The organism is Streptomyces sp. 150FB (genome assembly GCF_000818195.1).
Taxonomy (GTDB): Bacteria; Actinomycetota; Actinomycetes; order Streptomycetales; family Streptomycetaceae; genus Streptomyces.
In genome coordinates this window covers 2,158,088-2,180,403 of the sequence record NZ_JTHL01000001.1, presented here as the reverse complement: position 1 = coordinate 2,180,403, position 22,316 = coordinate 2,158,088, and the positions used below count along the sequence as shown (strand labels likewise).

Genomic DNA, 22,316 nt, shown 5'->3' with positions numbered 1-22,316 from the left:
TATCTTGATCCGCATGGTGATGCCCCCACTGCCCGACTCCCGTACCGAGCCGGACGGTTCGGCCGTGGTCCGGGTCCTCAGCTACAACATCCGCTCGATGCGCGACGACAGCGCCGCGCTGGCGCGCGTGATCCGGGCGTGCGCGCCCGACCTGGTCTTCGTCCAGGAAGCACCGCGCTTCTTCCGCTGGCGCAAGTACGCGTCCAGGCTGGCCATGGCGACCGACCTGGTGGTGCTCGGTGGTGGCGCCCCGGCGGCCGGACCGCTGCTGCTGTGTTCGCTGCGCGCCACCGTGGAGCGGACCGAGGACGTACTGCTGCCCCGGACCCCCGGCCTGCACCGGCGCGGTTTCGCGACCGCCGTCGTACGGTTCGGGGCTGCCCGGATCGGCGTGCTGAGCTGCCATCTGAGCCTGCGCGGCGATGAGCGCCAGGCACAGGCCAAGGCGGCGCTCGCCCGGCTGAAGTCGATGGGCGCCCCGCACAGCGTGCTGGCCGGTGACATCAATGAGCGTCCCGAGGGCCCCAGCTTCGCGCTGCTCGCCGACCAGCTCAAGGATGCCTGGGCCGTCGAGCCGTGGGGCGGCGAGCACACGTCGACGCCGCGCGATCCCCGGCAGCGCATCGACGCGGTCTTCACGAGCGAGGGCGTCGAGGTGCTCGGCTGCGGGGTCCCGCACGGCCTGCCGGGCGTCAGCGAGCAGGACTTGAAGGCGGCGACGGACCACCTGCCGGTGCTGGCGGTCCTGCGCTTCCCGGCCGCCTGAGCGGTACGTACGGCCTGAGTGCCGCGTACGGTACGCGGGACCGAGCGCGGCCCCGCGTACCAAATCTCCAGCGCCGGGGCCGACCCCGCTTCCCGTATCCCGCGTCCCGCTCAGACCACCGCGCCGCGCCCCGGGTCGTCGTCCTCTTCGTCGTCATTGCGCATCCGCCCCACCAGGGTGGCGAAGCCGCCCAGGAAACCGCCGATACAGACCGCGCTGAGCCACCACGTCATGTCCCACTGGAGCAGGATCGACGCCAGGAACAGCACGGGACCGCCGATGACCCCGAGCCAGGCGAACTTGGCCGTGGCGTCGGCCTCCGGCAGGGACGGCGGCTCCGGCGGTACGAAATGCCCCTCGTCGTCCTCATCGTCCTCGTCGTCGAAGGACGTGCCATCCTCGGGCACGGACGGCTCGTAGTCCCGGGGGCCGCCGATGCCCGGCGCGAAGACGACCGAACCACCGAGCGCCCCACCACCCCGGGACGGCTTGTCGTCCTTGGTGTCGGGCTCGGCGGCGCTCTCCTGGCCGGTGGCCTCCGAACCGGACTCGGCCGGGGACCCGGCGTCCGGCCCGTCCGGCGTCGACTTGTTCCGCTCGCTCTCCAGCACGGCGAGATCGTCCACCGATTTGAACGGCTTGGCGCCCGGCGGATCCGCCGGCTCCTCCCCGTACCCGGCGACGATCGCCGCCCATGCCGCGTCCTCGTCGATCGGCTGCGGCTCGCGGTCCGCGTCATGCTCAGCCACCGGTGGTGCTCCCCTTCTTCCCGACACTCGGAGCGAGGCGGCCGATGAACGCGTGACTCTCCTCGAAAATCCGCTCCGCGTCATGGTCCAACGTCGCCACGTGGTAGCTCTGTTCCAACAAGACCTCCCGGACATCCGTCGAGGAGACGCGGGAGAGGATCCGGGCCGAGTCGGCGGGCGGCACCACGTGGTCCCTGGGGCTGTGCAACAGCAGCAGCGGCTGGGTCACCTGGGGCAGCGCCGCGTCCACCAGACGGTAGAACGTACTCATCGAATACGCCGCGTGCAGCGGTACCCGTCCGTACCCCAACTCGTGGTTGCCCTCCTTCGCGATGTCACTCGCGATCCCCTTCACGGTGGGGACGAGATGCCGCAGGACCGGCAGGACGCGGGCACCCGCACCGTGCAGCTTGATCGCGGGGTTCACCACGACGACCCCGCTGATCTCCGTACCGTGCTTCTCGGCGAGCCGCAGCGCGAGCGCCCCGCCCATCGACAGGCCGAAGACGAAGACCCGCTCGCACCGCTCGCGCAGCTCCCCGAAGGCCCTGTCCACCTCCGCGTACCAGTCGCGCCAGCCGGTGATCTGCATGTCCTGCCAGCGGGTGCCGTGCCCGGGGAGCAGCGGCAGGGACACCGACAGGTCGCGTGCCGCGAGATGGCGGGCCCAGGGGCGCAGCGACTGCGGAGACCCGGTGAACCCGTGACAGAGGAGTACGCCGATCTCACCGCCCTCGTGGCGGTACGGCTCGGCTCCAGGAAGGACCGGCACCGGCGTCTCCTGTTCGTGAAGTGTTCGCGTGGCTCTGCGAAGGTGTACTTCACCGTACGCGACCGGACCGACACCGACCAGATCCGCAGGGCTCCGGACACGGTGGACGCCGCGCCGCCACACGTTAAGGTCGGGCGGACAGCACAGGAGGCATTCGAGTTGATCTACGGCGCCATGAAGTTCTCCATCGGCGGCTCGCTGAAGCTTGCCTTCAGGCCCTGGGTGGAGGGCATCGAGAACATTCCCGCCGAGGGTCCGGCGATCCTCGCGAGCAACCATCTGTCGTTCTCGGACTCGTTCTTCCTGCCGGCCGTGCTCGACCGCAAGGTCGTCTTCATCGCCAAGGCCGAGTACTTCACCTCGCCGGGCATCAAGGGCAAGCTCACCGCGGCCTTCTTCAAGGGCGTGGGACAGCTCCCGGTGGACCGCTCGGGAGCGCGCGGCGCGGGTGAGGCGGCGATCAACAGCGGGGTCAAGGTCCTGGAGAGCGGTGAGCTGTTCGGCATCTACCCCGAGGGCACCCGCTCGCCCGACGGCCGCCTCTACCGGGGCAAGCCGGGCGGCCTGGCCCGCGTCGCGCTCGCCTCGGGGGCGCCGGTGATCCCGGTCGCGATGATCGACACGGAGAAGATCCAGCCGCCGGGCAAGGTGATGCCCAAGCTGATGCGGCCGGGGATCAGGATCGGCAAGCCGCTGGACTTCAGCCGCTACCAGGGCATGGAGGGCGACCGGTTCATCCTCCGGTCGGTGACCGACGAGGTCATGTACGAGATCATGAAGCTGTCCGGCCAGGAGTACGTCGACATCTACGCGACGGCGGCCAAGCGCCGCATCGCGGACGCGGCGAAGGCCGAGGCGGACGCCCGTGCCAAAGCCGGGGGGACGACCGGGCACACCCCGGCCGCCGGTAAGTGACATGGGAGGGGCGCGCGCCGCTGTCAGGGGAGTCAGGCCCATGGACGGCCGGCGGCATGAAGCGCTCCGGAGGTGAACCGGACCGTTAAAAAATGGGGGATTACATGGCGAGACGTACGCGGGTTGTCCGAATGTCCGTGGAACAGCCGCTGTGGCACGCACTGACCGCTTATCGCATCTTGACCATGGTGTACGCGGTCCTGCTCTTCGTCTACGCGCGCGACACCTACGAGCACCCCTGGGTCGCCGTCGGCTACCTCGCGGTTCTCGCCGTCTGGACCCTCGTCACCCTCCCCAGCGTGGCGAACGCCGTGAGCTGTACCCGGCGTTTCCTCGCCGCCGATCTGACCATCGCCGTCGTAGGCATCCTGATCACCGGGCTGGCGGACGCGCAGGCCCAGCACGTCGACGGCCCGACGCTCCCGTCGATCTGGGCCGCGGGACCCGTGCTCGCCTTCGCCATCAAGGGCGGCTGGCGCTGGGCCTGTGTGGCTTCGTCGTTCGTCGCCGTCGCCGACCTCGTCGAGCGCGGGGACCCCGGCAGGGACACCCTGCACAACGTGCTGCTCGTCTGGGTCGCCTCCATCGCCATCGGCTACGTCGTCGAGGTCGCCCGCGCCTCCGAACGTACCCTCGCCCGCGCCCTGGAGATCGAGGCCACGACCCGCGAACGGGAGCGGCTGGCACGCGACATCCACGACAGCGTGCTCCAGGTGCTCGCGATGGTGCAGCGGCGCGGTACGGCCCTCGGCGGCGAGGCCGAGGAGCTGGGAAGGATGGCGGGGGAGCAGGAGGTCGCGCTGCGTACGCTCGTCTCCAGCGGACTCGTGCCGACAGCGCGCGCCTCGCAGGACGCGGCGTACGAGGCCACCGTCCGCTCCCTCGATCTGGACTGCCCGCTGGGCCGGGGCAAGCGGGCCGGTGTCGAGCCGTGCGATCTGCGTTCGCTGCTCGCGCCGTTCACCAACTCGCGGGTCACCTTCGCCGAGCCGGGCGCCCCTGTGCTGCTGGCGCCGGCCGCCGCCATGGAGCTGACGGCGGCTGTCAGTGCCGCGTTGGACAATGTCCGCAAGCACGCCGGTGCGGACGCGAACGCCTGGATCCTGGTCGAGGACTGGCCGGACGAGGTGATCGTGACCGTACGGGACGACGGCCCCGGCATCCCCGAGGGCCGGCTCGCCCAGGCCGAGGGGGAGGGACGCCTCGGTGTCGCCCTTTCGATCCGCGGGCGGCTGCGCGAACTCGGCGGGAAGGCCGAGGTGATTTCGGTGCCGGGCCAGGGCACCGAGGTCGAGTTGAGAGTTCCACGACCGAAGGCTCTACGGGGGAAGGCAGCGGAGAGATGACCGAGCGTATGACCGACCGGGCGGACCTGAGCGCCCGCACCGACAGGAAAACGGGTACGGCGGACACCGGCCACCCGATAAGGGTGATGGTGGTCGACGACCACCCGATGTGGCGGGACGCGGTCGCCCGCGACCTCGAAGCGTCGGGATTCGACGTCGTGGCGACCGCGGGGGACGGCCCGCAGGCGGTGCGCCGCGCGCAGGCCACCACCCCGCAGGTGATGGTCCTCGACCTCAACCTGCCCGGAATGCCCGGCGTTCAGGTCTGCAAGGAGCTGGTCGGCTCCCATCCCGGGCTGCGTGTCCTGGTGCTCTCGGCGAGCGGCGAGCACGCCGACGTACTGGAGGCGGTGAAGTCGGGCGCCACCGGCTATCTGCTCAAGTCGGCCAGTACGCAGGACCTGACGGACGCGGTACGTCGTACGGCGGCGGGCGATCCGGTCTTCACGCCGGGGCTCGCCGGGCTGGTGCTCGGCGAGTACCGCAGGCTCGCGTCCGACCCCGTGCCCGCCGCCTCCGGTGAGCCCGGCGCGCCCCGGCTCACCGACCGCGAGACCGAGGTGCTGCGACTGGTCGCCAAGGGCCTTTCGTACAAGCAGATCGCCGAGCGCCTCGTCATCTCGCACCGCACCGTGCAGAACCACGTACAGAACACGCTCGGCAAGCTCCAGCTCCACAACCGCGTGGAGCTGGTGCGATACGCGATCGAGCGCGGTCTCGACGACGCCTGACGTCCGCCCGCCCCCGCACATCCGGTGAAAACACCTTCAACCGGCCTCTGGCGCAACGGAATTCACCCTGCGCACCATGCAGGAGTGACCTGTGTCACGTCACCGTGGCGCCGGTCGGTCGAAGTCACCGACGGCGAAGGGACGTGTTTTCCGTGCGAGTCGGAGTACTGACCGGGGGCGGCGACTGCCCCGGACTCAACGCGGTCATCCGCGCGATCGTCCGCAAAGGCGCCCAGGAGTACGGCTGTTCCTTCACCGGGTTCCGGGACGGCTGGCGCGGGGCGCTCGAAGGCGAAACGGTACAGCTCGACATCCCGGCCGTACGCGGCATCCTGCCGCGCGGCGGCACCATCCTCGGCTCCTCGCGCACCAATCCGCTCAAGGCGCGGGACGGCGTCCGGCGCATCAAGGACAACCTCGCCGCTCTCGGTGTCGATTCGCTCATCGTGATAGGCGGCGAGGACACGCTCGGGGTCGCCGCCACGCTCGGCGACGAGCACGGCGTGCCCTGCGTCGGGGTCCCGAAAACCATCGACAACGACCTGTCGGCGACCGACTACACCTTCGGATTCGACACGGCCGTCGGCATCGCGACCGAGGCGATCGACCGGCTGCACACCACCGCCGAATCCCATATGCGCGTCCTCGTCTGCGAGGTGATGGGGCGGCACGCGGGCTGGATAGCGCTGCACTCGGGCCTGGCCGGCGGCGCCAACGTCATCCTGATCCCCGAGCAGCGCTTCGACGTCGACCAGGTCTGCGCCTGGGTGACGTCGCGTTTCAAGGCCTCGTACGCGCCGATCGTCGTGGTCGCCGAGGGCGCGATGCCGAAGGACGGCGAGGTGGTCATCAAGGACGGCACGCTCGACTCGTACGGGCATGTCCGGCTCTCCGGGGTCGGTGAGTGGCTGGCCAAGGAGATCGAGAAGCGTACGGGCAAGGAGGCCAGGACCACGGTCCTCGGCCATGTGCAGCGGGGCGGCACACCGAGCGCGTTCGACCGCTGGCTGGCCACCCGGTTCGGGCTGCACGCGATCGAGGCGGTCAGGGACGGCGACTTCGGGAAGATGGTCGCGCTGCGCGGGACGGACATCGTGCGGGTGCCGATCTCGGAGGCGATCGCCGAACTGAAGACCGTACAACCCGAGTTGTACGCCGAGGTCGGCGTCTTCTTCGGCTGAAGCCGCCGGACGGCGGGGCCCCGGGGCGGCGGCCCGGGGCCCCACCGCCCGTACGTCAGCGGGGAGTTCGGGCATTCGTACGGCAGGCGCCCTTCACTCCGGAGTCCTGGGCACCCGTCCCCATCACATCCGCCAGCAGCCCGGCGACGACCGCCGGCCCGTTCAGCGTCAGCACCGACTCGGGGTGGAACTGCACCGAGGCGAAGCCGGGCCCGCGCAGCGCGTGCACCTCCCCGCTCGCCTCGTCGCGGCTCACCTCCACGCCGTGCGCGGCCAGTTCGTCGGCGGCCGCCTCGTCGCAGTGCGCGGTGAAGCTGTTGTAGAAGCCGACGGTCTCCTCCCGGCCGAAGAGGCTGATCGCGGTCTGCGCGCCCTGGTAAGGGACGCGCTTGCGTACGGTCCCCAGGCCCAGTTCCGCCGCGATCAGCTCATGGCCGAGGCAGACCCCGAGCACTCCCTGCCGCCGCTCGCCGATCAGCTCGGCGGCGAGCGAGCGCAGCAGCCGCATCTTCGGATTCCCGGCGTCCGCCGGGTCGCCGGGCCCCGGACCGAGCACCACGGGACCCTCGTGCGCACGCACCGCCGCGCGCAGGCCGGGCTCGTCGTAGCGCCGTACGGTCACCTCCAGGCCCGAGGACCGCAGCAGGTGGGCGAGCATCGAGGTGAAGGTGTCCTCGCCGTCGACGACCAGCGCGTGACCGGTCAGCGAAGCGGGCTCGGTGCGCATCCGCAGCCAGAACGGCGCGAGACGCTCTCGCCTGGCGTCCAGCGCCGCCCGCACCCGGGCGTCGTCCGCCAGCCTCGGGCGCTCGGACTCGGCGCCCGGCCGCCCGGGGCGTACGCCGAGCGCGGCCAGCACACCCGCCGCCTTGGCGTGTGTCTCGGCGACCTCGCTCGCCGGGTCCGAGTGGCGTACGAGCGTGGCACCGACGCCCAGCCGCAGCCCGCCCGCGCTGTCGATGTCGGCGGTACGGATCAGGATGGGGGAGTCGAGGGTCTGGGCGCCGCCGGCGTCCCGGCCGATGAGCGCCAGCGCGCCCGAATAGTAGCCGCGACCGGTCGTCTCGTGGCGCTCGATGACCCGGCACGCGTTCTGCACGGGGGACCCGGTGACGGTCGCTGCGAACATCGTCTCCCTGAGCACCTCCCGCACATCGAGCGAGGACCGGCCGCGCAACTCGTACTCCGTGTGCGCGAGATGCGCCATCTCCCTGAGCCGGGGGCCGATCACCACCCCGCCCCGGTCGCCGACGGTGCACATCATCTTCAGCTCCTCGTCGACGACCATGGACAGCTCCTCGGTCTCCTTGCGGTCGCCGAGGAAGGTGAGCAGCCCCTCGGGCGTCGGCCCGCCGGGCGGATAGCGGAAGGTCCCGGCGATCGGGTTCATCACGACGGTCCCGCCGCTCATCCGGACATGGACCTCGGGGCTGGCCCCGACGAGGGTCCGCTCCCCGGTGTGTACGACGAACGTCCAGTACGCCCCGCGCTCGGAGGTCAGCAGGCGGCGGAAGAGTGCGAGGGCGTCGGCGCGGCCGAAGCCCGGGACACGGCCCTCGAAGGTGCGCCGGATGACGAAGTTCGCCCCCTCGCCCCGGCCGATCTCGTCCTCGACGACCCGCCGCACGATGTCCTCGTACCTCGCGTCGTCGAGGTCGAACGCGCCGTCCTCGACCCGTACGTCATGGGCGGGCAGCCGGTCGAGGACGGCGGACAGCGGCAGTTCGTACGTCTCGTCGGCGACCAGCACGGACAGCGGCGTCCCGTCGTCGCGGGCGTCGAAGCCGCGCTCCCTGATCTGCCGGTACGGGACGAGGGCGAGCGCCGTCGTCCCCTCGCCGGCGGGGAGGTCGGCGAGCCGGGCCGCTTCGCTCACGGGCCCGATCAGGAGTTCCACGGTGTCGTGGTCGCGGCCCGGGGTACGCCGACGCAGCAGGGCGAACGGCGGGCAGCCGTCGTCCAGGAGGCGGTCGAGGAGCGCGTCGAGCCGAGCGCCGTCGGGCGCCGCGGGGTCAGGGGAGTGGTGTCGGTCCGGAGAGGTCATGGGAGGCGTTCCTTCTGCTGGGAGGAACGGCCCGCCTCATCCGCCGGGCATCGACCCGGGGAAAAACTGAAGGCCGCCCCTCGGGCGGCCTTCGAGATTCGTGATGCGCGCGTGAATCAGTGGGCCGCCGGACGAGCGGTCCACCACCAGATCGGATTCGAATGCGCGAACATACGGCGAACGATAACGCATGTGCCGCGTTTCATACTGTGAGCCGCTCCCCTGTCACGCCCCGCGACCCCGTAACCTTGCGTCCGTGACCGTGAACGCTGAGAACTCCGCGACCTATGTGCCCACCTGGCAGGACCTCCCGGCTGCCCAGCAGCCGGAGTATCCGGACCCGGCGGCTCTGCGCGAGGTCGTGGCAGAGCTGGAGACCTATCCGCCGCTCGTCTTCGCGGGCGAGTGCGACCAGCTCCGGACCAGGATGGGGGCCGTCGCCAAGGGCGAGGCGTTCCTGCTCCAGGGCGGCGACTGCGCGGAGGCCTTCGACGGCGTGTCCGCCGAGCACATCCGCGGCAAGCTGAAGACGCTGCTCCAGATGGGCGCCATCCTCACCTACGCGGCATCCGTGCCCGTCGTGAAGGTCGGGCGGATCGCCGGACAGTACTCGAAGCCGCGCTCCAAGCCCACCGAGACCCGCGGCGGGGTGACGCTCCCCACGTACCGGGGCGACTCCGTCAACGGCTTCGCCTTCGACGAGAAGTCCCGCATCCCGGACCCCGAGCGGCTGAAGCGGATGTACAACGCGTCGGCGGCGACGCTCAACCTCGTCCGCGCCTTCACCACCGGCGGCTACGCCGACCTGCGCCAGGTGCACGCCTGGAACCAGGACTTCGTGAAGTCGTCGCCGTCCGGACAGCGCTACGAGCACCTCGCCCGCGAGATCGACAACGCGCTGAACTTCATGAAGGCGGCGGGCACCGACCCGGCCGAGTTCCGCACGGTCGAGTTCTTCTCCTCGCACGAGGCGCTGCTGCTCGACTACGAGACCGCGCTGACCCGCGTCGACTCCCGTACGGGCGATCTGTACGACGTGTCCGGCCATATGGTCTGGATCGGTGAGCGCACCCGTCAGCTCGACGGCGCGCACATCGAGTTCGCCTCGAAGATCAGCAACCCGATCGGCGTCAAGCTGGGCCCGACCACCAAGGTCGACGAGGCGCTCAGCTACATCGAGCGTCTCGACCCGCACCGCGAGCCCGGCCGGCTGACCTTCATCGTCCGGATGGGCGCCGACAAGGTCAGGGACAAGCTCCCCGAACTGGTCGAGAAGGTCACGGCTTCCGGCGCGCAGGTCGCCTGGATCTGCGACCCCATGCACGGCAACACCTTCGAGGCGGCCTCGGGACACAAGACCCGGCGCTTCGACGACGTGCTCGACGAGGTGAAGGGCTTCTTCGAGGTCCACAAGGCCCTCGGCACCCACCCGGGCGGTATCCACATGGAGCTGACCGGCGACGACGTCACCGAGTGCGTGGGCGGCGGCGACGAGATCTTCGTGGACGATCTGCACCAGCGCTACGAGACGGCCTGCGACCCGCGCCTCAACCGCAGCCAGTCGCTGGACCTGGCGTTCCTGGTCGCCGAGATGTACCGCGCCCAGTAGCCCGGTAGGAGCGAGCAGAACCTTGTGGGGCGCGGATCGATGTGATCCGCGCCCCACCGGCGTCGGTGGGGCTGTCGTCGCGCGGAGGCGTGGGTTAAGTTAGGTTAGCCTCACCGAAGCGTCGGGGACGGTGCCCGCCAACGATCCGGCCGGAGGCGAACCGCGTGTACGTCTGCTCGTGCTTCGGCATCACCGAGAAGCAGGTCAAGGAACACGCGGACGCCGGAGCGTGCACCCCGCGCGAGATCGCCTCGGCCAGCAAGGCGGGCACCGACTGCGGTTCGTGCGTACGCCGCATCCAGTCGCTTCTCGGCCGGGGCGGCTGCCCGCGCCGCGAACTGCTCGAACAGGGCGCGTCCGGGCTCGCCGGAATGCCCGCCACCGGAATGCCCGCCACCGGAATGCCCGCCGCCGGAATCCCCACCGCTGGGACCTCCGCGCCGGAACCGCTGTCGCCGGGCCTGGGCGAAGCCGCCTGACCCGTCGGATGCGCCCTAGCTGTCCGGCTGCTTGATCACCTGCGCGATGTAGAGCGGCTCACCGAGCTTGTCGAGCAGGTCGAGCTGGGTTTCGAGATAGTCGATGTGGTGCTCCTCGTCCTTCAGGATCGATTCGAAGATGCCCTTGGACGTGTGGTCGCCCTTGGAGCGCATGACGTCGATCCCGCGCCTGAGCCGGTCGATGGCCTCGACCTCGACCTCGCGATCGGCCCGGAACATCTCGGTGACCGTCTGGCCGACCCGTACATGGAAGAGCCGCTGGTAGTTCGGCAGCCCCTCCAGGAACAGAATCCGGTCGGTCAGCAGCTCCGCGTGCCTCATCTCGTCGAACGACTCGGCGCGGGTGTACTTCGCGAGCTTTGCCCAGCCGAAGTTCTCCTGCATCTTCGCGTGCAGGAAGTACTGGTTGATCGCGGTCAGTTCGGCGGTGAGCTGTTCATTGAGAAACTCAAGGACCTCGGGATCACCCTGCATCGGGGAGGCTCCTTCCGTGGGGGGAGGCAAGTGGCCGAATCCTCGCACCGCACCGGAGGGTCGTCCAGTAAGTGGCGCCTTAGTGGTACTTGCCCCGAATTATTCTCGACCTGGTCATGACCACCCCTCCCGGTCTGTCACCATTGAGGCCATGGGTGAGCCGGAGAGCCGGGAGCGCTGGGAGTCGGGACAGTCCGAGCTTCCGCCGGGGCAGCGGCTACAGCGCGGCTGGCCGGTGACCCACTACGGGCCCGTACCGAAGTTCAAGCCGGACCGCTGGGAATTCCGGGTCTTCGGCGCGACCGCCGACACCGAGAAGCGCTGCTGGAAACACGAGGATTTCTCGGCGCTGCCCTTCACGTCGGTCGTCGCCGACCTGCACTGTGTGACGAAATTCAGCATGCGCGGGGCCGAATGGGGCGGCGTGTCCACCCGTACGCTGCTGGAGCTGGCCCCGCCGGCCCCGGACGTCACCCATGTCATGGTCTGGGCCGAGTACGGCTTCAGCTCCAACCTGCGGCTCACCGACTTCATGGCCGACCGTACGATCTTCGCCACCCACAAGGACGGCGAACTGCTCACGGCCGAGCACGGCTTCCCGCTGCGTCTCGTCGTGCCGCATCTCTATGCCTGGAAGGGGCCCAAATGGGTCCGGGGCGTGGAGTACATGACGGCCGACCGCCGTGGCTTCTGGGAGGAGCGCGGCTACCACAACGTCGGCGACCCGTGGGCGGAGCAGCGCTACTCCTACCAGGAGGTCCCGGGGGACGGCCCGGAGCTGTAGGCGGGCAGCGGCAGGGCAGCGGCCGGTGCCTCAGTCGCCGTCGCGCAGCCTCTTCAGCCGCTTCACATCCGTCGTATGCCCTTCCTTGCCGCCAGGGGTCTCCAGGATCAGCGGGACACCCGCCGTCGCCGGATGCGAGAACAGCTCGCGGAACGGCTCCTCGCCGATGTGCCCCGCGCCGATGTTCTCGTGACGGTCCTTGTGGGCCCCGGCCACGTCCTTCGAGTCGTTGGCGTGGATCAGCTTGAGCCGGTCCGGGCCGACGCTCTCCACCAGCAGGTCCAGCGTCCGCCCCATCCCGCCGGGGCCCGTGAGATCGTGCCCGGCCGCGAAGATGTGGCAGGTGTCGAGGCAGACGCCCAGCTTGGGGTGCGAGTCGAGCGCCTCGAAGTACGGGCCGAAGTCCCAGGTCCGTGAGCAGAGCGAGAAACCCTGTCCCGCGGTCGACTCCAGCAGCAGGAACGGATCGTCGTCGTGGGTCAGCTCGTCCAGCAGCGGCAGCATCAGCTCCCGCACCTGCGCGAGAGCGGTCCCGCGGGTCCTGCCCCCGGTCGCCGACCCCGTATGGACGACCACGCCGAGCGCGCCGATCTCCCGGCCACGCCGCAAGCTGTGCCGCAGGGACCCCACCGACAGCTCGGCGGTCGCCTCGGTGCCGGAGCCGAAGTTGATCAGGTAGGGCGCGTGCACGTAGGCGGGGATGCCCTCGGCCGCGCACTCGGCGAGGAACCGCTCGTCCTGCACGGGGTTCCCGGCGGGCGTGGCCCAGCCGCGCGGGTTCGCCGCGAAGACCTGGACGGCCTCGGCGCCCAGCTCGCGCGCGTACGCCAGGCCGGTCGACGCCAGCCCTCCGGCGACCGGCACATGCCCGCCGACGGGGTTGCGCGTGGAAAGCGCCGACCGCCTGGAAAGCGTCGACCGCGTGGATGGTGTGGACCCCATGGACCTAGAGCCCCTTGGTCTTGATGGTGATCTCGCTGCCCTCGGGCGCCTTGTCGCCGCCCTTGACGGACTGGTCGGTGACCGTGTCGTCCAGGAACGGGAAGCCCCGGCTCACATGGACGGTGAAGCCGGCGCCTTCGAGGCGGCTCTGTGCGTCGGCGACCTTCTGGCCCGTCACATCCGGTACGGAGATGAGCTGGGGACCCTTGGACACCGTCAGCGTGATGGTGTCGCCGCGCGCGAGCTGGGAGCCCTCCGCAGTGGACTGCTTGGCGACCTCGCCCGCGTCCTCGGGGGAGTGCACCTGGGTCGGCGCGATCCTGACCTTGAGCCCCGCGTCCTTCAGCTCAGAGGTCGCGTTGTCCACCGGCTCACCGGTCACATCGGGGACGTCGACCGGGCTGCCCTTGCTCACGACGAGCGCCACCCCGGAGTCCGGCCGCGTTTCGGCGCCGGCGCCGGGCTTCGAGCTGACCACCGTCCCCTGCGGGATGTCGTCGTCGAAGGCGTGCGTGACGATCCCGGAGCCGAGACCGGCCTTCTTGAGCGCGGCCCTGGCGTCGGCGAGCGACTCGCCGGCCAGGTCGGGCACGGTGACGATCTCGGGGCCGCGCGAGATGACGAGCGTGACGGGCCCGTTTCCGCGCAGCCGGGTGCGGGGCTCCGGATCGGTGCCCATGACCGTGCCGCGCTTGAAGGTGTCGCTGAAGTCCTTGCTGATCCGCGCGTCGAGCCCGGCGTCGGCGAGGCGCCCCCTGGCGGTCTGTTCGCTCTGGCCCAGCACGGAGGGGACCCGGGTGAACTGTCCCGAGTTGATGTACCAGACCCCGGTGCCCACCCCGAGCACCAGCAGCACAGCGACGATCGTCGCGATCAGACCGCGCCGTGTGCGGCGGGTGAGCGGCGGGCGCTGCGCCGAAGGACTGTCCGGCGCCACCGTCTCCAGCCTGCTGGTGCGGTTCGCGGGCGGGTAGCTGTCCGCGGGTGCGTAGTTCCTGGCGTCCGCGTAGTCCTCGGTCGGCTCGATGGGACGGATGCGCGGGATCACCGCCGTACGCCCGTCGGAACGGGCCGGTCTGGCCGGTTCGGGCTTGGCCCCCGGCGGTACGGCGTCGAGCTGCGCGTCGCTGAGGGCGGCGCGTGTCTCGCGTACGAGCGCGAGCAGCGCCACCGCGTCGTGCGGCCGCACATCGGGGTTACGGGCCGTGGCCGCCGCGACCAGGTGGTCGAGCCCGGCGGCGAGACCGGGGACGGAGGCGGACGGCGCGGGCACGTCCTCGTTGAGATGCAGATAGAGGATCTGCGCGGGGGTGTCCCCGGTGTGCGGCTTGGCGCCGGTCAGCATCTCGTGCAGCACGACCCCGGACGCGTACACGTCGACACGGGTGTCGGACGTGCCGTACTCGATCTGCTCGGGTGCGAGGTACGACACCGTTCCGAGGACCGTGCCGGTGGTGCTGGTGACATCGCCCACGGCCCGTACGAGGCCGAAGTCCGCCACCTTGACCCGGCCGTCATCCCCTATCAGGACGTTCTCCGGCTTCATGTCCCGGTGGACGAACCCGGCGCGGTGAGCGGCGCCGAGCGCGGCGAGCACCGGCTCCAGGATGTCCAGCGCGGCCCGGGGCTGGAGCGCGCCGCGCTGGCGCAGGACGTCGCGGAGCGTGCAGCCGGCGACGTACTCCATGGCCAGATAGACGTACGCGCCCTCGGCGCCCTGGTCGAAGACCCCGACCACATTGGGGTGCGAGAGCCGTGCGACGGACTTGGCCTCGCGGATGAAGCGCTCCACGAAAGTGGCGTCGGCGGCGAGGGCCGGGTGCATCACCTTGAGGGCGAGGACCCTGTCGAGCCGGGTGTCGACGGCCCGGTAGACCGTGGCCATGCCACCGACGGCGATGCGCGCGTCGACGCGGTAGCGGCCGTCGAGCACCTGCCCGACCATCGGGTCCGGGTCCTTGAGGGTCGTATCCACGGGGCGAGTCTACGAGCAGCGGCGGACACTCCCGAAGCCGCCGACCGAGCTGAAGCACACCTGTGACAGCCCGTTCCCGGTCCGTGATGTCTCAGAAGTACCCCGTACGGGGCACCCCGGGCCCGCTCAGGAGAACGCCGGGCGCTCCGGATCGAACGCCGCCAGGCCCTCCGCCGGGGACGACGCCTCCGCGAAGTGGCGGCGCGGGATGCGCCCCCCGCGCCAGGCGAGCCGGCCCGCCTCCACACCGTGCCGCATCGCCTCGGCCATCAGTACCGGCTCCTGCGCACGCGTCACCGCCGAGGCGAGCATCACGGCGGCGCAGCCCAGCTCCATGGCGAGCGCCGCGTCCGACGCCGTGCCGGCGCCCGCGTCCAGGATCACCGGCACCTGCGCGTGCTCCACGATGAGCTGGAAGTTGTGCGGATTACGGATGCCGAGGCCGGAGCCGATCGGTGAGCCGAGCGGCATGATCGCGGCGCAGCCCACGTCCTGGAGTTTCCTGGCCAGGACGGGGTCGTCGCTCGTGTACGGCAGGACGGTGAAGCCGTCGTCGACCAGCGTCTCCGCCGCTTCGAGCAGCTCGACCGGGTCGGGGAGCAGGGTGCGCTCGTCGCCGATGACCTCCAGCTTGATCCAGTCCGTACCGAGCGCCTCACGCGCGAGCCGCGCGGTCAGCACCGCCTCGCCCGCCGTGAAACAGCCCGCCGTGTTGGGCAGGGCGCGGATGCCCAGCTTGTCGAGCACCGACAGCACGGTGCCCTGGACGGTGGGGTCGAGGCGCCGCATCGCGACGGTGGTGAGTTCGGTGCCGGACGCGATCAGGGACCGTTCCAGCACGTCGAGACTGGGCGCGCCGCCCGTACCCATGATCAGCCGGGAGTTGAAGGTGGAGTCGCCGATGGTGAGCCTGTCGTCGGCCATGCGGGATCAGCCTCCCTGGACCGCGGTGAGGACCTCCACCCGGTCACCGTCGCCGAGGACGGTCACCGGCCAGTGGCCGCGCGGTACGACGGTCTCGTTGACGGCGGCGGCGACCCCGGAGGGCGCCGGGGTGAGGGCGGCGACCAGTACGTCGAGCGTGGTGGCGGGGGCGAGGGCGCGGGGTTCGCCGTTGACGGAGATGGAGACGGTGTCGGCGGGGTTCTGGGCGTCCTTGTTCACGGTGGTCATGCGAGCTGCTCCTGACGTGCGGAAGCGGAGGCTGAAGCTGAAGCTGACGTCGAGGCTGAGGCTGATTCGGAAGCGGGGGCGGGCGCGGGTCCGGGGGTCGCGCCGGCGGAGAAGCGCAGGGGGGAGAAGGCGAGTGCCTCCTCGGGAAGCGCGCCCGTGGTCAGCACGGTGGCCATCACATCGCCCGTCACCGGGGTCAGCAGGACACCGTTGCGGTGATGGCCGGTGGCCAGATGCAGGCCGGGGAGGGCGGTGGGGCCGAGGAGCGGCGCGTTGTCGGGCGACCCCGGGCGCAGGCCGGCGCGGGTCTCGGTCAGCGGCAGTTCGGTGATGCCGGGGACCAGCTCGTGGGCGTCGCGGAGCAGCTCGTACACACCACCGGCGGTGACCGTGGTGTCCCAGCCCATCTCCTCCGTGGTGGCGCCGACGACCAGTTCGCCGTTCTCGCGCGGCACCAGATAGACCTGGCTGCCGCGCACCACGGCTCGTACGGTCCTGGACAGGAAGGGCGCGTACGCGCGCGGCACGGTCAGCCGCAGGATCTGGCCCTTCACGGGCCGTACCGGCGGCAGTACGTCGGCGGGCACCCCCGCCAGCTTCCCGCTGAGGCTGCCGGCCGCCAGGACCACCTGGTCGGCGGCGAGCGCGCGCCCGCCGGCGAGCACGGCCCCCACGGCCCGGTCCCGTACGACCGAGAGCCGGTCGGCCGGGGCACGGTGGAAGACCACCCCGGCGCGCTCGCACGCCGTCAGGAGGGCCGCCGTCAGTCTGCGCGGGTCGATCTGGTGGTCGCCGTCGACGCGCAGACCCCCGCGTACGCCGGGCGCGAGCATCGGCTCCAGACGCCGGCACTCGCGTCCGGTGAGCCACTCCGACATCAGCCCCGAACCCTGCTGGAGCGCGTGCAGTTCACGCAGATGCGCCCGGTCGTCCGAGTCGAGCGCGACGGCGAGGGTGCCGCAGGCGCGGTAGCCGGTGTCCCGGCCGCTCGCCTCCTCCAACTCGCCGACGAAGTCGGGATAGCGGCGTACGGAGGCCAGATTGAGCCCCAGCAGCGTCTGTTCGCCGTAGTGGAGTTCGGTGACGGCGGCCAGCATGCCGGCGGCGACCTGCGCCGCACCACCGCCCGGCTCGGGATCGGCCACAGCGGTGCGCAGCCCCTGCTGCGCCGCACGCCAGGCGACGACCAGGCCGATGATGCCGCCGCCGACGACAAGGACGTCGGAGCCGGACCCGGATTCCTGAGGTGAGCCCGGAACAGGTTGCTGACGGGCTTCCTGTCGCGCTTCCTGGCGGGCTTTCTGACGGGACGGATGAGATGACTGCATGGGCGTCCAGCCCCTCCCTTCGCCGGCATGACCCGGATCAGGTTCGTACGGTCGGAGGCTGCTTCGGCCTCCCTCTCAGCCCGGTGCGTCCGGGCTCCCGCGAGGTAGTTGCTCCGGTCAGACTAACGCCCGGTGGGGCCGCGCCGTAAGGGAGTGTCCGGCGCTCGACGGGGCGACGCCCGGAAACGCCCTAAGGTGAGTGTGTGAGCGAGCAGCAGGCGGACCACCCGGCGGACGAGCAGTCAGCGCACCACCCGGCCCACCGTTCGGAGCAGCCCCATGTGGTCGTGGTGGGGGCCGGAATGGCGGGCGTTCAGGCCGCGGTGGCCCTCCGGGAGGGCGGCTTCCGGGGGCCCGTGACCCTGATCGGCGCCGAGCCGCACCCGCCGTACGACCGGCCCCCGCTCTCCAAGGCGATCCTCCTCGGCACCGCCGAGCACTCCGCCTTCGACATAGATTTCGACGCGCTCTCCGTCGAGCTGCGCCTCGGTCTCACCGTCACAGGACTGCGCCCCGGGGAGCGGGAGGTCGATACCGCCGCCGGGCCCGTCCCGTACGACATCCTGGTGATCGCCTCCGGCGCCGAGCCCATCGGGCTGCCCGGCTCCGAAGGAGTCGAAGGGGTCCATCTGCTGCGCACGCTCGACGACGCCGAGCGGCTGCGTCCCGTGCTCGCCGAGCAGCACGAGGTCGTGGTCATCGGCGCCGGCTGGATCGGGGCGGAGTTCGCGACGGCGGCCCGCGAGGCCGGGTGCGCGGTGACCGTCGTGGAGGCCGCCGACCGGCCGCTCGCCGCCGCGCTGCCCGCCGAGGTCACCGCTCCGATGGCCGACTGGTACGCGGAGAGCGGCGCCGAACTGCTCACCCGTACCCGGGTCAGCGGGGTGCGCCCCGGCGCGGTGACCCTGGCCGACGGGCGGGAGCTGCCCGCCGGAGCCGTGGTCGTCGGGATCGGCGCGCGCCCGGCGACGGGCTGGCTGGCGGGCTCCGGCATCCTCCTCGGCCAGGACGGCTCGGTCACCGCCGACGCGCGGCTGCGTACCTCGCTGCCCGACGTGTACGCCGTCGGGGACTGCGCTTCCTTCCCCAGCGGGCGCTACGGGACACGGCTGCTCGTGCACCACTGGGACAACGCGCTGCAAGGGCCGCGCACCGTCGCCGCGCAGATCGTCGGGGAGACCGAACGGGTCTACGACCCCGTGCCGTACTTCTGGTCCGAGCAGTTCGGGCGTTTCGTGCAGTACGCGGGCCACCACGCGGCTGCCGACACCCTGGTGTGGCGCGGCGACCCGGCGGGCGCCGCCTGGTCCGTGGTGTGGCTCAGGGAGGACGTCATGGTGGCGCTGCTGGCCGTCGGCAGGCCCCGTGACCTGGCGCAGGGCCGCAAGCTGATCGAGGCGGGGGCTCGGCTGAATGCCGGGCTCGCCGCCGACCCCGGCGTACCGCTCAGGAAAGCGGCACTGTGATCTCCGGGGCCTGAGCGAGCGGGGCTTTTCCGCGGCTCCCGCGCTTCTCCGGCGCCTCCCCGGCTGCTTTCCGCATCGCCCTTCCTGCGGCTCCCGAACAGTTCCTTGACGGCCACTCTCCGTGGTCCCGGGTACCGTCTGTCAGTCCGGGATGGCAGGCTTGTTCCTGTGACCGAGATTGACGTAAAGATCGATGCTCTCGTCCCCGAGTGGCTTCACCTGCCCGACATCGCCGAAATCTTCGATGTCCAGGTGACGCGCGTCCGGCAGTTGGTGAAGGAAGGCCAGCTCATCGCGGTGCGCCGCGGTGAGAATCGCGCGCTCCAGGTGCCCGCCGCCTTCATCGACGGCGGCAAGGTCGTCAAGGGTCTCGCCGGGACCCTGACGCTCCTGCGGGACGACGGCTGGAGTGACGAAGAGATGCTGGAGTGGCTCTTCACCCCCGACCCGAGCCTGCCCGGCACGCCGGCGCAGGCGCTCAGCGAGAATCGTGGCACGGAGGTGAAGCGCCGGGCCCAGGCGCTCGCCGTCTGACGGCCTTCCCGCCCGGGTGGTGCGGGGTGGCGCGCGCGGCGCGCGTGTGACCCCGTACCCCCGCACCGAAGGACGCCGTCCCACCACCGACAGAACCGTCCCACCGGGGGGAACAACCCATGTCCACGGCTCGCACCGCCCTTTCCGACGCCCGTCTCTACCTGTGCACCGACGCGCGCAAGGAGCAGGGCGATCTGCCGGAGTTCCTCGACGCCGTGCTCGCCTCGGGTGTGGACATCGTGCAGTTGCGTGACAAGGGCCTGGAGGCGGCGGAGGAGCTGGACCACCTCCAGTTCTTCGCCGACGCCTGCCGCCGGCACGGAAAGCTCCTCGCGGTCAACGACCGGGCGGATGTGGCGCACGCGATCGGCTCCGACGTACTGCACCTCGGGCAGGGCGACCTGCCGGTCAGGGCGGCCCGCGCGATTCTCGGGGACGACGTGCTCATAGGCCGCTCCACCCACGCGGAGTCCGAGGTGGAGGCCGCCGTCGCCGAGCCGGGGGTGGACTACTTCTGCACCGGTCCCTGCTGGCCGACCCCGACCAAGCCGGGGCGGCACGCGCCGGGGCTCGGCCTCGTACGGTTCGCCGCCTCGCTGGGCACGGAGCGTCCGTGGTTCGCGATCGGCGGCATCGACGCCGGGAACCTCGACGAGGTGCTCGACGCGGGTGCCCGCCGGGTCGTCGTCGTGCGGGCCATCACCCAGGCCGCTGATCCGGCGGCGGCGACGGCGGCGCTGGCCAAGCGCGTCAGGGAGCGTGCGCTGTGACGGCGGGCTGTGACCGTGCGGTGTGACGGCGCGGTGTGACCGCGTGCTGTCACCGTGTGCTGCGACCGCGTGCCCTGATCGCGCTCCGGGGCCGGTGATCCCGCTCACGGCCGCCGGGAAATCCCCGGTTCGCTTGGGGTAGCGGCGGCACCTCGTTAACCTGCACCTATGGCTTCCGGTACAGCTTCGACCAGGACGGATCACGCGCCGACCGTGCGTGACCTGCTCGCGTCCGGCCCCACGTACTCCTTCGAGTTCTGGGCGCCCAAGACCGAGAAGGGCGAGCGCAACCTCTGGAACGCGCTGCGCAGGATCGAATCGGTGCCGCCGAGCTTCGTCTCCGTCACCTACGGCGCCGGCGGATCCACCCGGGAAGGCACGGTCAGGGCGACCGAGCAGATCGCCGCCGACACCACGCTCACCCCGGTCGCCCATCTCACGGCGGTCGGCCAGTCCGTCGCCGACCTGCGCAACATGGTCGGGCAGTACGCGGACGCCGGCATCCGCAACATCCTGGCCGTGCGCGGCGATCCGCCCGGCGACCCCATGGGGGAGTGGACCGCGCACCCGGAGGGTGTGAGGTACGCCGCCGAACTGGTCCGGCTGATCAAGGAGTCCGGCGATTTCTGCGTCGGCGTCGCCGCCTTCCCCGAGATGCACCCGCGCTCGGCGGACTGGGACACCGACGTCCGGCACTTCGTGGACAAGTGCCGCGCCGGTGCCGATTACGCGATCACGCAGATGTTCTTCGACCCCGACGGATACCTGCGGCTCCGCGACCGGCTGGAGGCAGCCGGTTGCGCGACCCCGATCATTCCCGAGATCATGCCGGTCACCAGCGTGAAGCAACTGGAACGGCTGGGAAAGCTCAGTACGGCTGTCTTCCCGCCCGAGTTGAAAGAGCGGATCCTCTCGGCCAAGGAGGATCCAGCCGCTGTACGCTCCATTGGCATCGGGTTCGCGACGGAGTTCTGCGCACGGCTCCTCTCCGAGGGGGTCCCTGGGTTGCACTTCATTACACTCAACAACTCCACTGCGACGCTCGAAATCTACGAGAATCTCGGACTGCACGAGCAGTCGTGACCGGCCGCACCCGCCCTGTCCCGGGGCGGCGGCCGCAGGAGAGGGGCGGGCATGGGCTGGACGGTCCTCTACATCGCATTCGGCATCGTGGCACTGTGGCTGCTGGGTGAAGTGCTGTTGCAGTACAAGGCGCGGCTGCGCTGGCGCGCGCTCGCCTTCACCGGCTTCCTGGGAGTCGTTCTCGGCGTCCTGATGCCCAACATCATCGTCATCGTGCTCGGTGCGATCGCGTTCGCCGCCGGCCAGACCTTTGTGACCCTGTCCTTCCGCCGCGGCTTCTCCACCGGGTGGGCGCTCGGCGGCAGCCCCGGCGAGAGCCGCAGGCGCAAGGGCGCTCCCCGGCCGGCCGCTCAGGAGCCCAGCCTCGAAGTCTCCGATCTGGAGTACGAGCAGGGGCAGTCCGACCAGCACCAGCCGGGACAGTCCGAGCCGTTCCAGCCCCCCGAGGAGAGCGCCTCGGTGTACGCGCCGGAGCCGCTGCCGGACGAGACCGGGCAGTACGGCGTGTACAGCGACGCCGCCTACGCCGCCTCCCGGGCCGGGGCGGCCCCCCAGCCGAACCAGCCCGGTGAGTACGGCGGTTACGGCGCCTACCCGGGCTACGACCAGCCGGCCGACCAGGGCGCCTACGCGACCCAGGAGCCCTATGCGGGCCAGGACGCCTACGCGGCGCAGACGGCGTACGCGGGCCAGGACCCGTACGCCGCGCAGCAGTACGACTACGGCAACAACCAGCAGCAGTACGCCGCCTACTCCGACCCGTACATCGGCTCGACGACCGGCGGCCAGCAGTACGGCGGGTACGACAACTACGGCGGCCAGCAGCAGTACGCCGACCCCTACCCGGGCCAGGCAGGCCAGGAGTACGGCGACACCCCGCCGGGCGGCGTCTGGGTCCCGCAGCAGCGTGAGGGCGACCCGGCCGCCTCGGGGACCCCGCCGATGCCGCCGCAGAACCCCGACCCGTACGGCTACGACCCCAACTACAACGGCCGGCAGCAGTACTGACGGTGTGTCGGGCTCACCGCGAGCCCCGGAAGTCCGCCCCTTCGACGATCAGTCCGGCGACGAGCGCCCCTGACATCCCGGCGTGCGCCAGTCCGCCGCCCGGATGCGCCCAGCCTCCCGCGAGGTACAGGCCCGACAGGCGCGTGGTGTTCGCCGGGCGCAGCAG

22 protein-coding genes, 1 pseudogene and 1 riboswitch are annotated in these 22,316 nt (G+C 71.1%); of the genes and pseudogenes, 13 read left to right on the top strand and 10 right to left on the bottom strand.

All coding sequences use genetic code 11. The features are described 5' to 3' along the window. Nucleotides 1–13: 13 nt before the first annotated feature. Nucleotides 14–766 carry an endonuclease/exonuclease/phosphatase family protein gene (locus QR77_RS09025; RefSeq protein WP_040027578.1) on the top strand — a complete coding sequence of 251 codons (753 nt, stop codon included), beginning with the start codon at nt 14–16 and terminating at the stop codon, nt 764–766. Nucleotides 767–876: 110 nt separating this feature from the next. On the opposite strand, the gene QR77_RS09020 is transcribed toward QR77_RS09025, so the two are convergent. Continuing rightward, nucleotides 877–1,515, bottom strand: a complete 639-nt coding sequence (locus tag QR77_RS09020; RefSeq protein ID WP_040020811.1) for a hypothetical protein — start codon at nt 1,513–1,515, stop codon at nt 877–879. Continuing rightward, entirely contained in the window at nt 1,508–2,287 is a 780-nt protein-coding gene (locus QR77_RS09015; RefSeq protein ID WP_040020809.1) for an alpha/beta fold hydrolase, read from the bottom strand. Before QR77_RS09015 ends, QR77_RS09020 begins: the two co-directional genes overlap by 8 nt. A gap of 159 nt (nt 2,288–2,446) precedes the next feature. On the opposite strand from QR77_RS09015, the gene QR77_RS09010 reads away from it, so the two are divergent. The 4 genes from QR77_RS09010 (at nt 2,447) to QR77_RS08995 (ending at nt 6,460) form a co-directional block, all read left to right on the top strand. Beyond that, entirely contained in the window at nt 2,447–3,202 is a 756-nt protein-coding gene (locus tag QR77_RS09010) for a lysophospholipid acyltransferase family protein (protein ID WP_040027577.1), read from the top strand. A 104-nt stretch (nt 3,203–3,306) separates the two neighbouring features. Then, nucleotides 3,307–4,548: a DUF5931 domain-containing protein gene (locus QR77_RS09005; protein WP_040027575.1), complete on the top strand. Its 1,242-nt coding sequence runs from the start codon at nt 3,307–3,309 to the stop codon at nt 4,546–4,548. An 86-nt stretch (nt 4,549–4,634) separates the two neighbouring features. Then, nucleotides 4,635–5,279 carry a response regulator transcription factor gene (locus tag QR77_RS09000; RefSeq protein ID WP_040027574.1) on the top strand — a complete coding sequence of 215 codons (645 nt, stop codon included), beginning with the start codon at nt 4,635–4,637 and terminating at the stop codon, nt 5,277–5,279. 152 nt (nt 5,280–5,431) lie between these two features. After that, nucleotides 5,432–6,460, top strand: coding sequence for a 6-phosphofructokinase (locus tag QR77_RS08995; protein ID WP_040020807.1), 1,029 nt, complete (start codon nt 5,432–5,434; stop codon nt 6,458–6,460). Nucleotides 6,461–6,515: 55 nt separating this feature from the next. On the opposite strand, the gene QR77_RS08990 is transcribed toward QR77_RS08995, so the two are convergent. Next, nucleotides 6,516–8,504, bottom strand: coding sequence for a chorismate-binding protein (locus tag QR77_RS08990; protein ID WP_052488624.1), 1,989 nt, complete (start codon nt 8,502–8,504; stop codon nt 6,516–6,518). Between the two features lie 256 nt (nt 8,505–8,760). Here QR77_RS08990 and QR77_RS08985 point away from each other — a divergent pair, with 256 nt between their 5' ends. Next, the gene (locus QR77_RS08985; RefSeq protein WP_040020805.1) at nt 8,761–10,113 is read left to right on the top strand and encodes a 3-deoxy-7-phosphoheptulonate synthase class II; all 1,353 of its coding nucleotides are present in this window, start codon (nt 8,761–8,763) and stop codon (nt 10,111–10,113) included. Between the two features lie 164 nt (nt 10,114–10,277). Continuing rightward, nucleotides 10,278–10,592, top strand: coding sequence for a (2Fe-2S)-binding protein (locus tag QR77_RS43365; protein WP_173476284.1), 315 nt, complete (start codon nt 10,278–10,280; stop codon nt 10,590–10,592). Nucleotides 10,593–10,607: 15 nt separating this feature from the next. On the opposite strand, the gene bfr is transcribed toward QR77_RS43365, so the two are convergent. Continuing rightward, complete coding sequence (gene bfr / locus QR77_RS08975; protein WP_040020802.1) at nt 10,608–11,087, bottom strand: bacterioferritin; 480 nt, start codon at nt 11,085–11,087, stop codon at nt 10,608–10,610. Between the two features lie 151 nt (nt 11,088–11,238). On the opposite strand from bfr, the gene QR77_RS08970 reads away from it, so the two are divergent. Further along, complete coding sequence (locus QR77_RS08970; protein ID WP_040020801.1) at nt 11,239–11,871, top strand: sulfite oxidase-like oxidoreductase; 633 nt, start codon at nt 11,239–11,241, stop codon at nt 11,869–11,871. A 30-nt stretch (nt 11,872–11,901) separates the two neighbouring features. On the opposite strand, the gene QR77_RS08965 is transcribed toward QR77_RS08970, so the two are convergent. The 5 genes from QR77_RS08965 to thiO all read right to left on the bottom strand — a co-directional run bounded on the left by QR77_RS08965 (nt 11,902) and on the right by thiO (nt 17,289). Further along, nucleotides 11,902–12,813: a deoxyribonuclease IV gene (locus tag QR77_RS08965; protein WP_052488623.1), complete on the bottom strand. Its 912-nt coding sequence runs from the start codon at nt 12,811–12,813 to the stop codon at nt 11,902–11,904. Nucleotides 12,814–12,817: 4 nt separating this feature from the next. Next, complete coding sequence (gene pknB / locus QR77_RS08960) at nt 12,818–14,788, bottom strand: Stk1 family PASTA domain-containing Ser/Thr kinase (protein WP_173476283.1); 1,971 nt, start codon at nt 14,786–14,788, stop codon at nt 12,818–12,820. A 126-nt stretch (nt 14,789–14,914) separates the two neighbouring features. Continuing rightward, nucleotides 14,915–15,712, bottom strand: coding sequence for a thiazole synthase (locus QR77_RS08955; protein ID WP_040020799.1), 798 nt, complete (start codon nt 15,710–15,712; stop codon nt 14,915–14,917). A 6-nt stretch (nt 15,713–15,718) separates the two neighbouring features. Beyond that, nucleotides 15,719–15,961 (bottom strand): sulfur carrier protein ThiS, encoded by a 243-nt coding sequence (gene thiS / locus QR77_RS08950; protein WP_052488622.1) that lies wholly within the window; start codon nt 15,959–15,961, stop codon nt 15,719–15,721. Beyond that, complete coding sequence (gene thiO / locus QR77_RS08945; protein WP_078876558.1) at nt 15,958–17,289, bottom strand: glycine oxidase ThiO; 1,332 nt, start codon at nt 17,287–17,289, stop codon at nt 15,958–15,960. Before thiO ends, thiS begins: the two co-directional genes overlap by 4 nt. After that, a riboswitch (TPP riboswitch) is annotated at nt 17,287–17,400 on the bottom strand. (Overlaps the previous gene by 3 nt.) A 170-nt stretch (nt 17,401–17,570) precedes the next feature. Here thiO and QR77_RS08940 point away from each other — a divergent pair. The 5 genes from QR77_RS08940 (at nt 17,571) to QR77_RS08920 (ending at nt 22,150) form a co-directional block, all read left to right on the top strand. Then, complete coding sequence (locus tag QR77_RS08940) at nt 17,571–18,755, top strand: FAD-dependent oxidoreductase (protein WP_052489557.1); 1,185 nt, start codon at nt 17,571–17,573, stop codon at nt 18,753–18,755. A gap of 168 nt (nt 18,756–18,923) precedes the next feature. Continuing rightward, nucleotides 18,924–19,289, top strand: coding sequence for an Rv2175c family DNA-binding protein (locus QR77_RS08935; protein ID WP_040020797.1), 366 nt, complete (start codon nt 18,924–18,926; stop codon nt 19,287–19,289). 119 nt (nt 19,290–19,408) lie between these two features. Further along, nucleotides 19,409–20,059 (top strand): thiamine phosphate synthase, encoded by a 651-nt coding sequence (thiE, locus tag QR77_RS08930; protein ID WP_040020792.1) that lies wholly within the window; start codon nt 19,409–19,411, stop codon nt 20,057–20,059. A gap of 168 nt (nt 20,060–20,227) precedes the next feature. Then, nucleotides 20,228–21,142 carry a methylenetetrahydrofolate reductase [NAD(P)H] gene (gene metF, locus QR77_RS08925; protein WP_052488621.1) on the top strand — a complete coding sequence of 305 codons (915 nt, stop codon included), beginning with the start codon at nt 20,228–20,230 and terminating at the stop codon, nt 21,140–21,142. A gap of 51 nt (nt 21,143–21,193) precedes the next feature. Then, nucleotides 21,194–22,150, top strand: coding sequence for a hypothetical protein (locus QR77_RS08920; protein WP_040020788.1), 957 nt, complete (start codon nt 21,194–21,196; stop codon nt 22,148–22,150). Between the two features lie 13 nt (nt 22,151–22,163). Here the strand turns inward: QR77_RS08920 and QR77_RS48420 are convergent. Then, nucleotides 22,164–22,316: pseudogene (locus QR77_RS48420) on the bottom strand (NAD(P)/FAD-dependent oxidoreductase); the annotation flags it as partial.

Excerpts from the sequence above, each read along its gene's own strand:
- thiS (WP_052488622.1), bottom strand. The coding sequence starts at position 15,961 with ATGACCACCGTGAACAAGGACGCCCAGAACCCCGCCGACACCGTCTCC.
- QR77_RS09025 (WP_040027578.1), top strand. The coding sequence starts at position 14 with ATGGTGATGCCCCCACTGCCCGACTCCCGTACCGAGCCGGACGGTTCG.
- QR77_RS08955 (WP_040020799.1), bottom strand. The coding sequence starts at position 15,712 with ATGGCCGACGACAGGCTCACCATCGGCGACTCCACCTTCAACTCCCGG.
- QR77_RS08970 (WP_040020801.1), top strand. The coding sequence starts at position 11,239 with ATGGGTGAGCCGGAGAGCCGGGAGCGCTGGGAGTCGGGACAGTCCGAG.
- QR77_RS08990 (WP_052488624.1), bottom strand. The coding sequence starts at position 8,504 with ATGACCTCTCCGGACCGACACCACTCCCCTGACCCCGCGGCGCCCGAC.
- QR77_RS09000 (WP_040027574.1), top strand. The coding sequence starts at position 4,635 with ATGGTGGTCGACGACCACCCGATGTGGCGGGACGCGGTCGCCCGCGAC.
- bfr (WP_040020802.1), bottom strand. The coding sequence starts at position 11,087 with ATGCAGGGTGATCCCGAGGTCCTTGAGTTTCTCAATGAACAGCTCACC.
- QR77_RS08920 (WP_040020788.1), top strand. The coding sequence starts at position 21,194 with ATGGGCTGGACGGTCCTCTACATCGCATTCGGCATCGTGGCACTGTGG.
- thiO (WP_078876558.1), bottom strand. The coding sequence starts at position 17,289 with ATGCAGTCATCTCATCCGTCCCGTCAGAAAGCCCGCCAGGAAGCGCGA.
- thiE (WP_040020792.1), top strand. The coding sequence starts at position 19,409 with ATGTCCACGGCTCGCACCGCCCTTTCCGACGCCCGTCTCTACCTGTGC.
- QR77_RS08965 (WP_052488623.1), bottom strand. The coding sequence starts at position 12,813 with ATGGGGTCCACACCATCCACGCGGTCGACGCTTTCCAGGCGGTCGGCG.
- metF (WP_052488621.1), top strand. The coding sequence starts at position 20,228 with ATGGCTTCCGGTACAGCTTCGACCAGGACGGATCACGCGCCGACCGTG.
- QR77_RS09005 (WP_040027575.1), top strand. The coding sequence starts at position 3,307 with ATGGCGAGACGTACGCGGGTTGTCCGAATGTCCGTGGAACAGCCGCTG.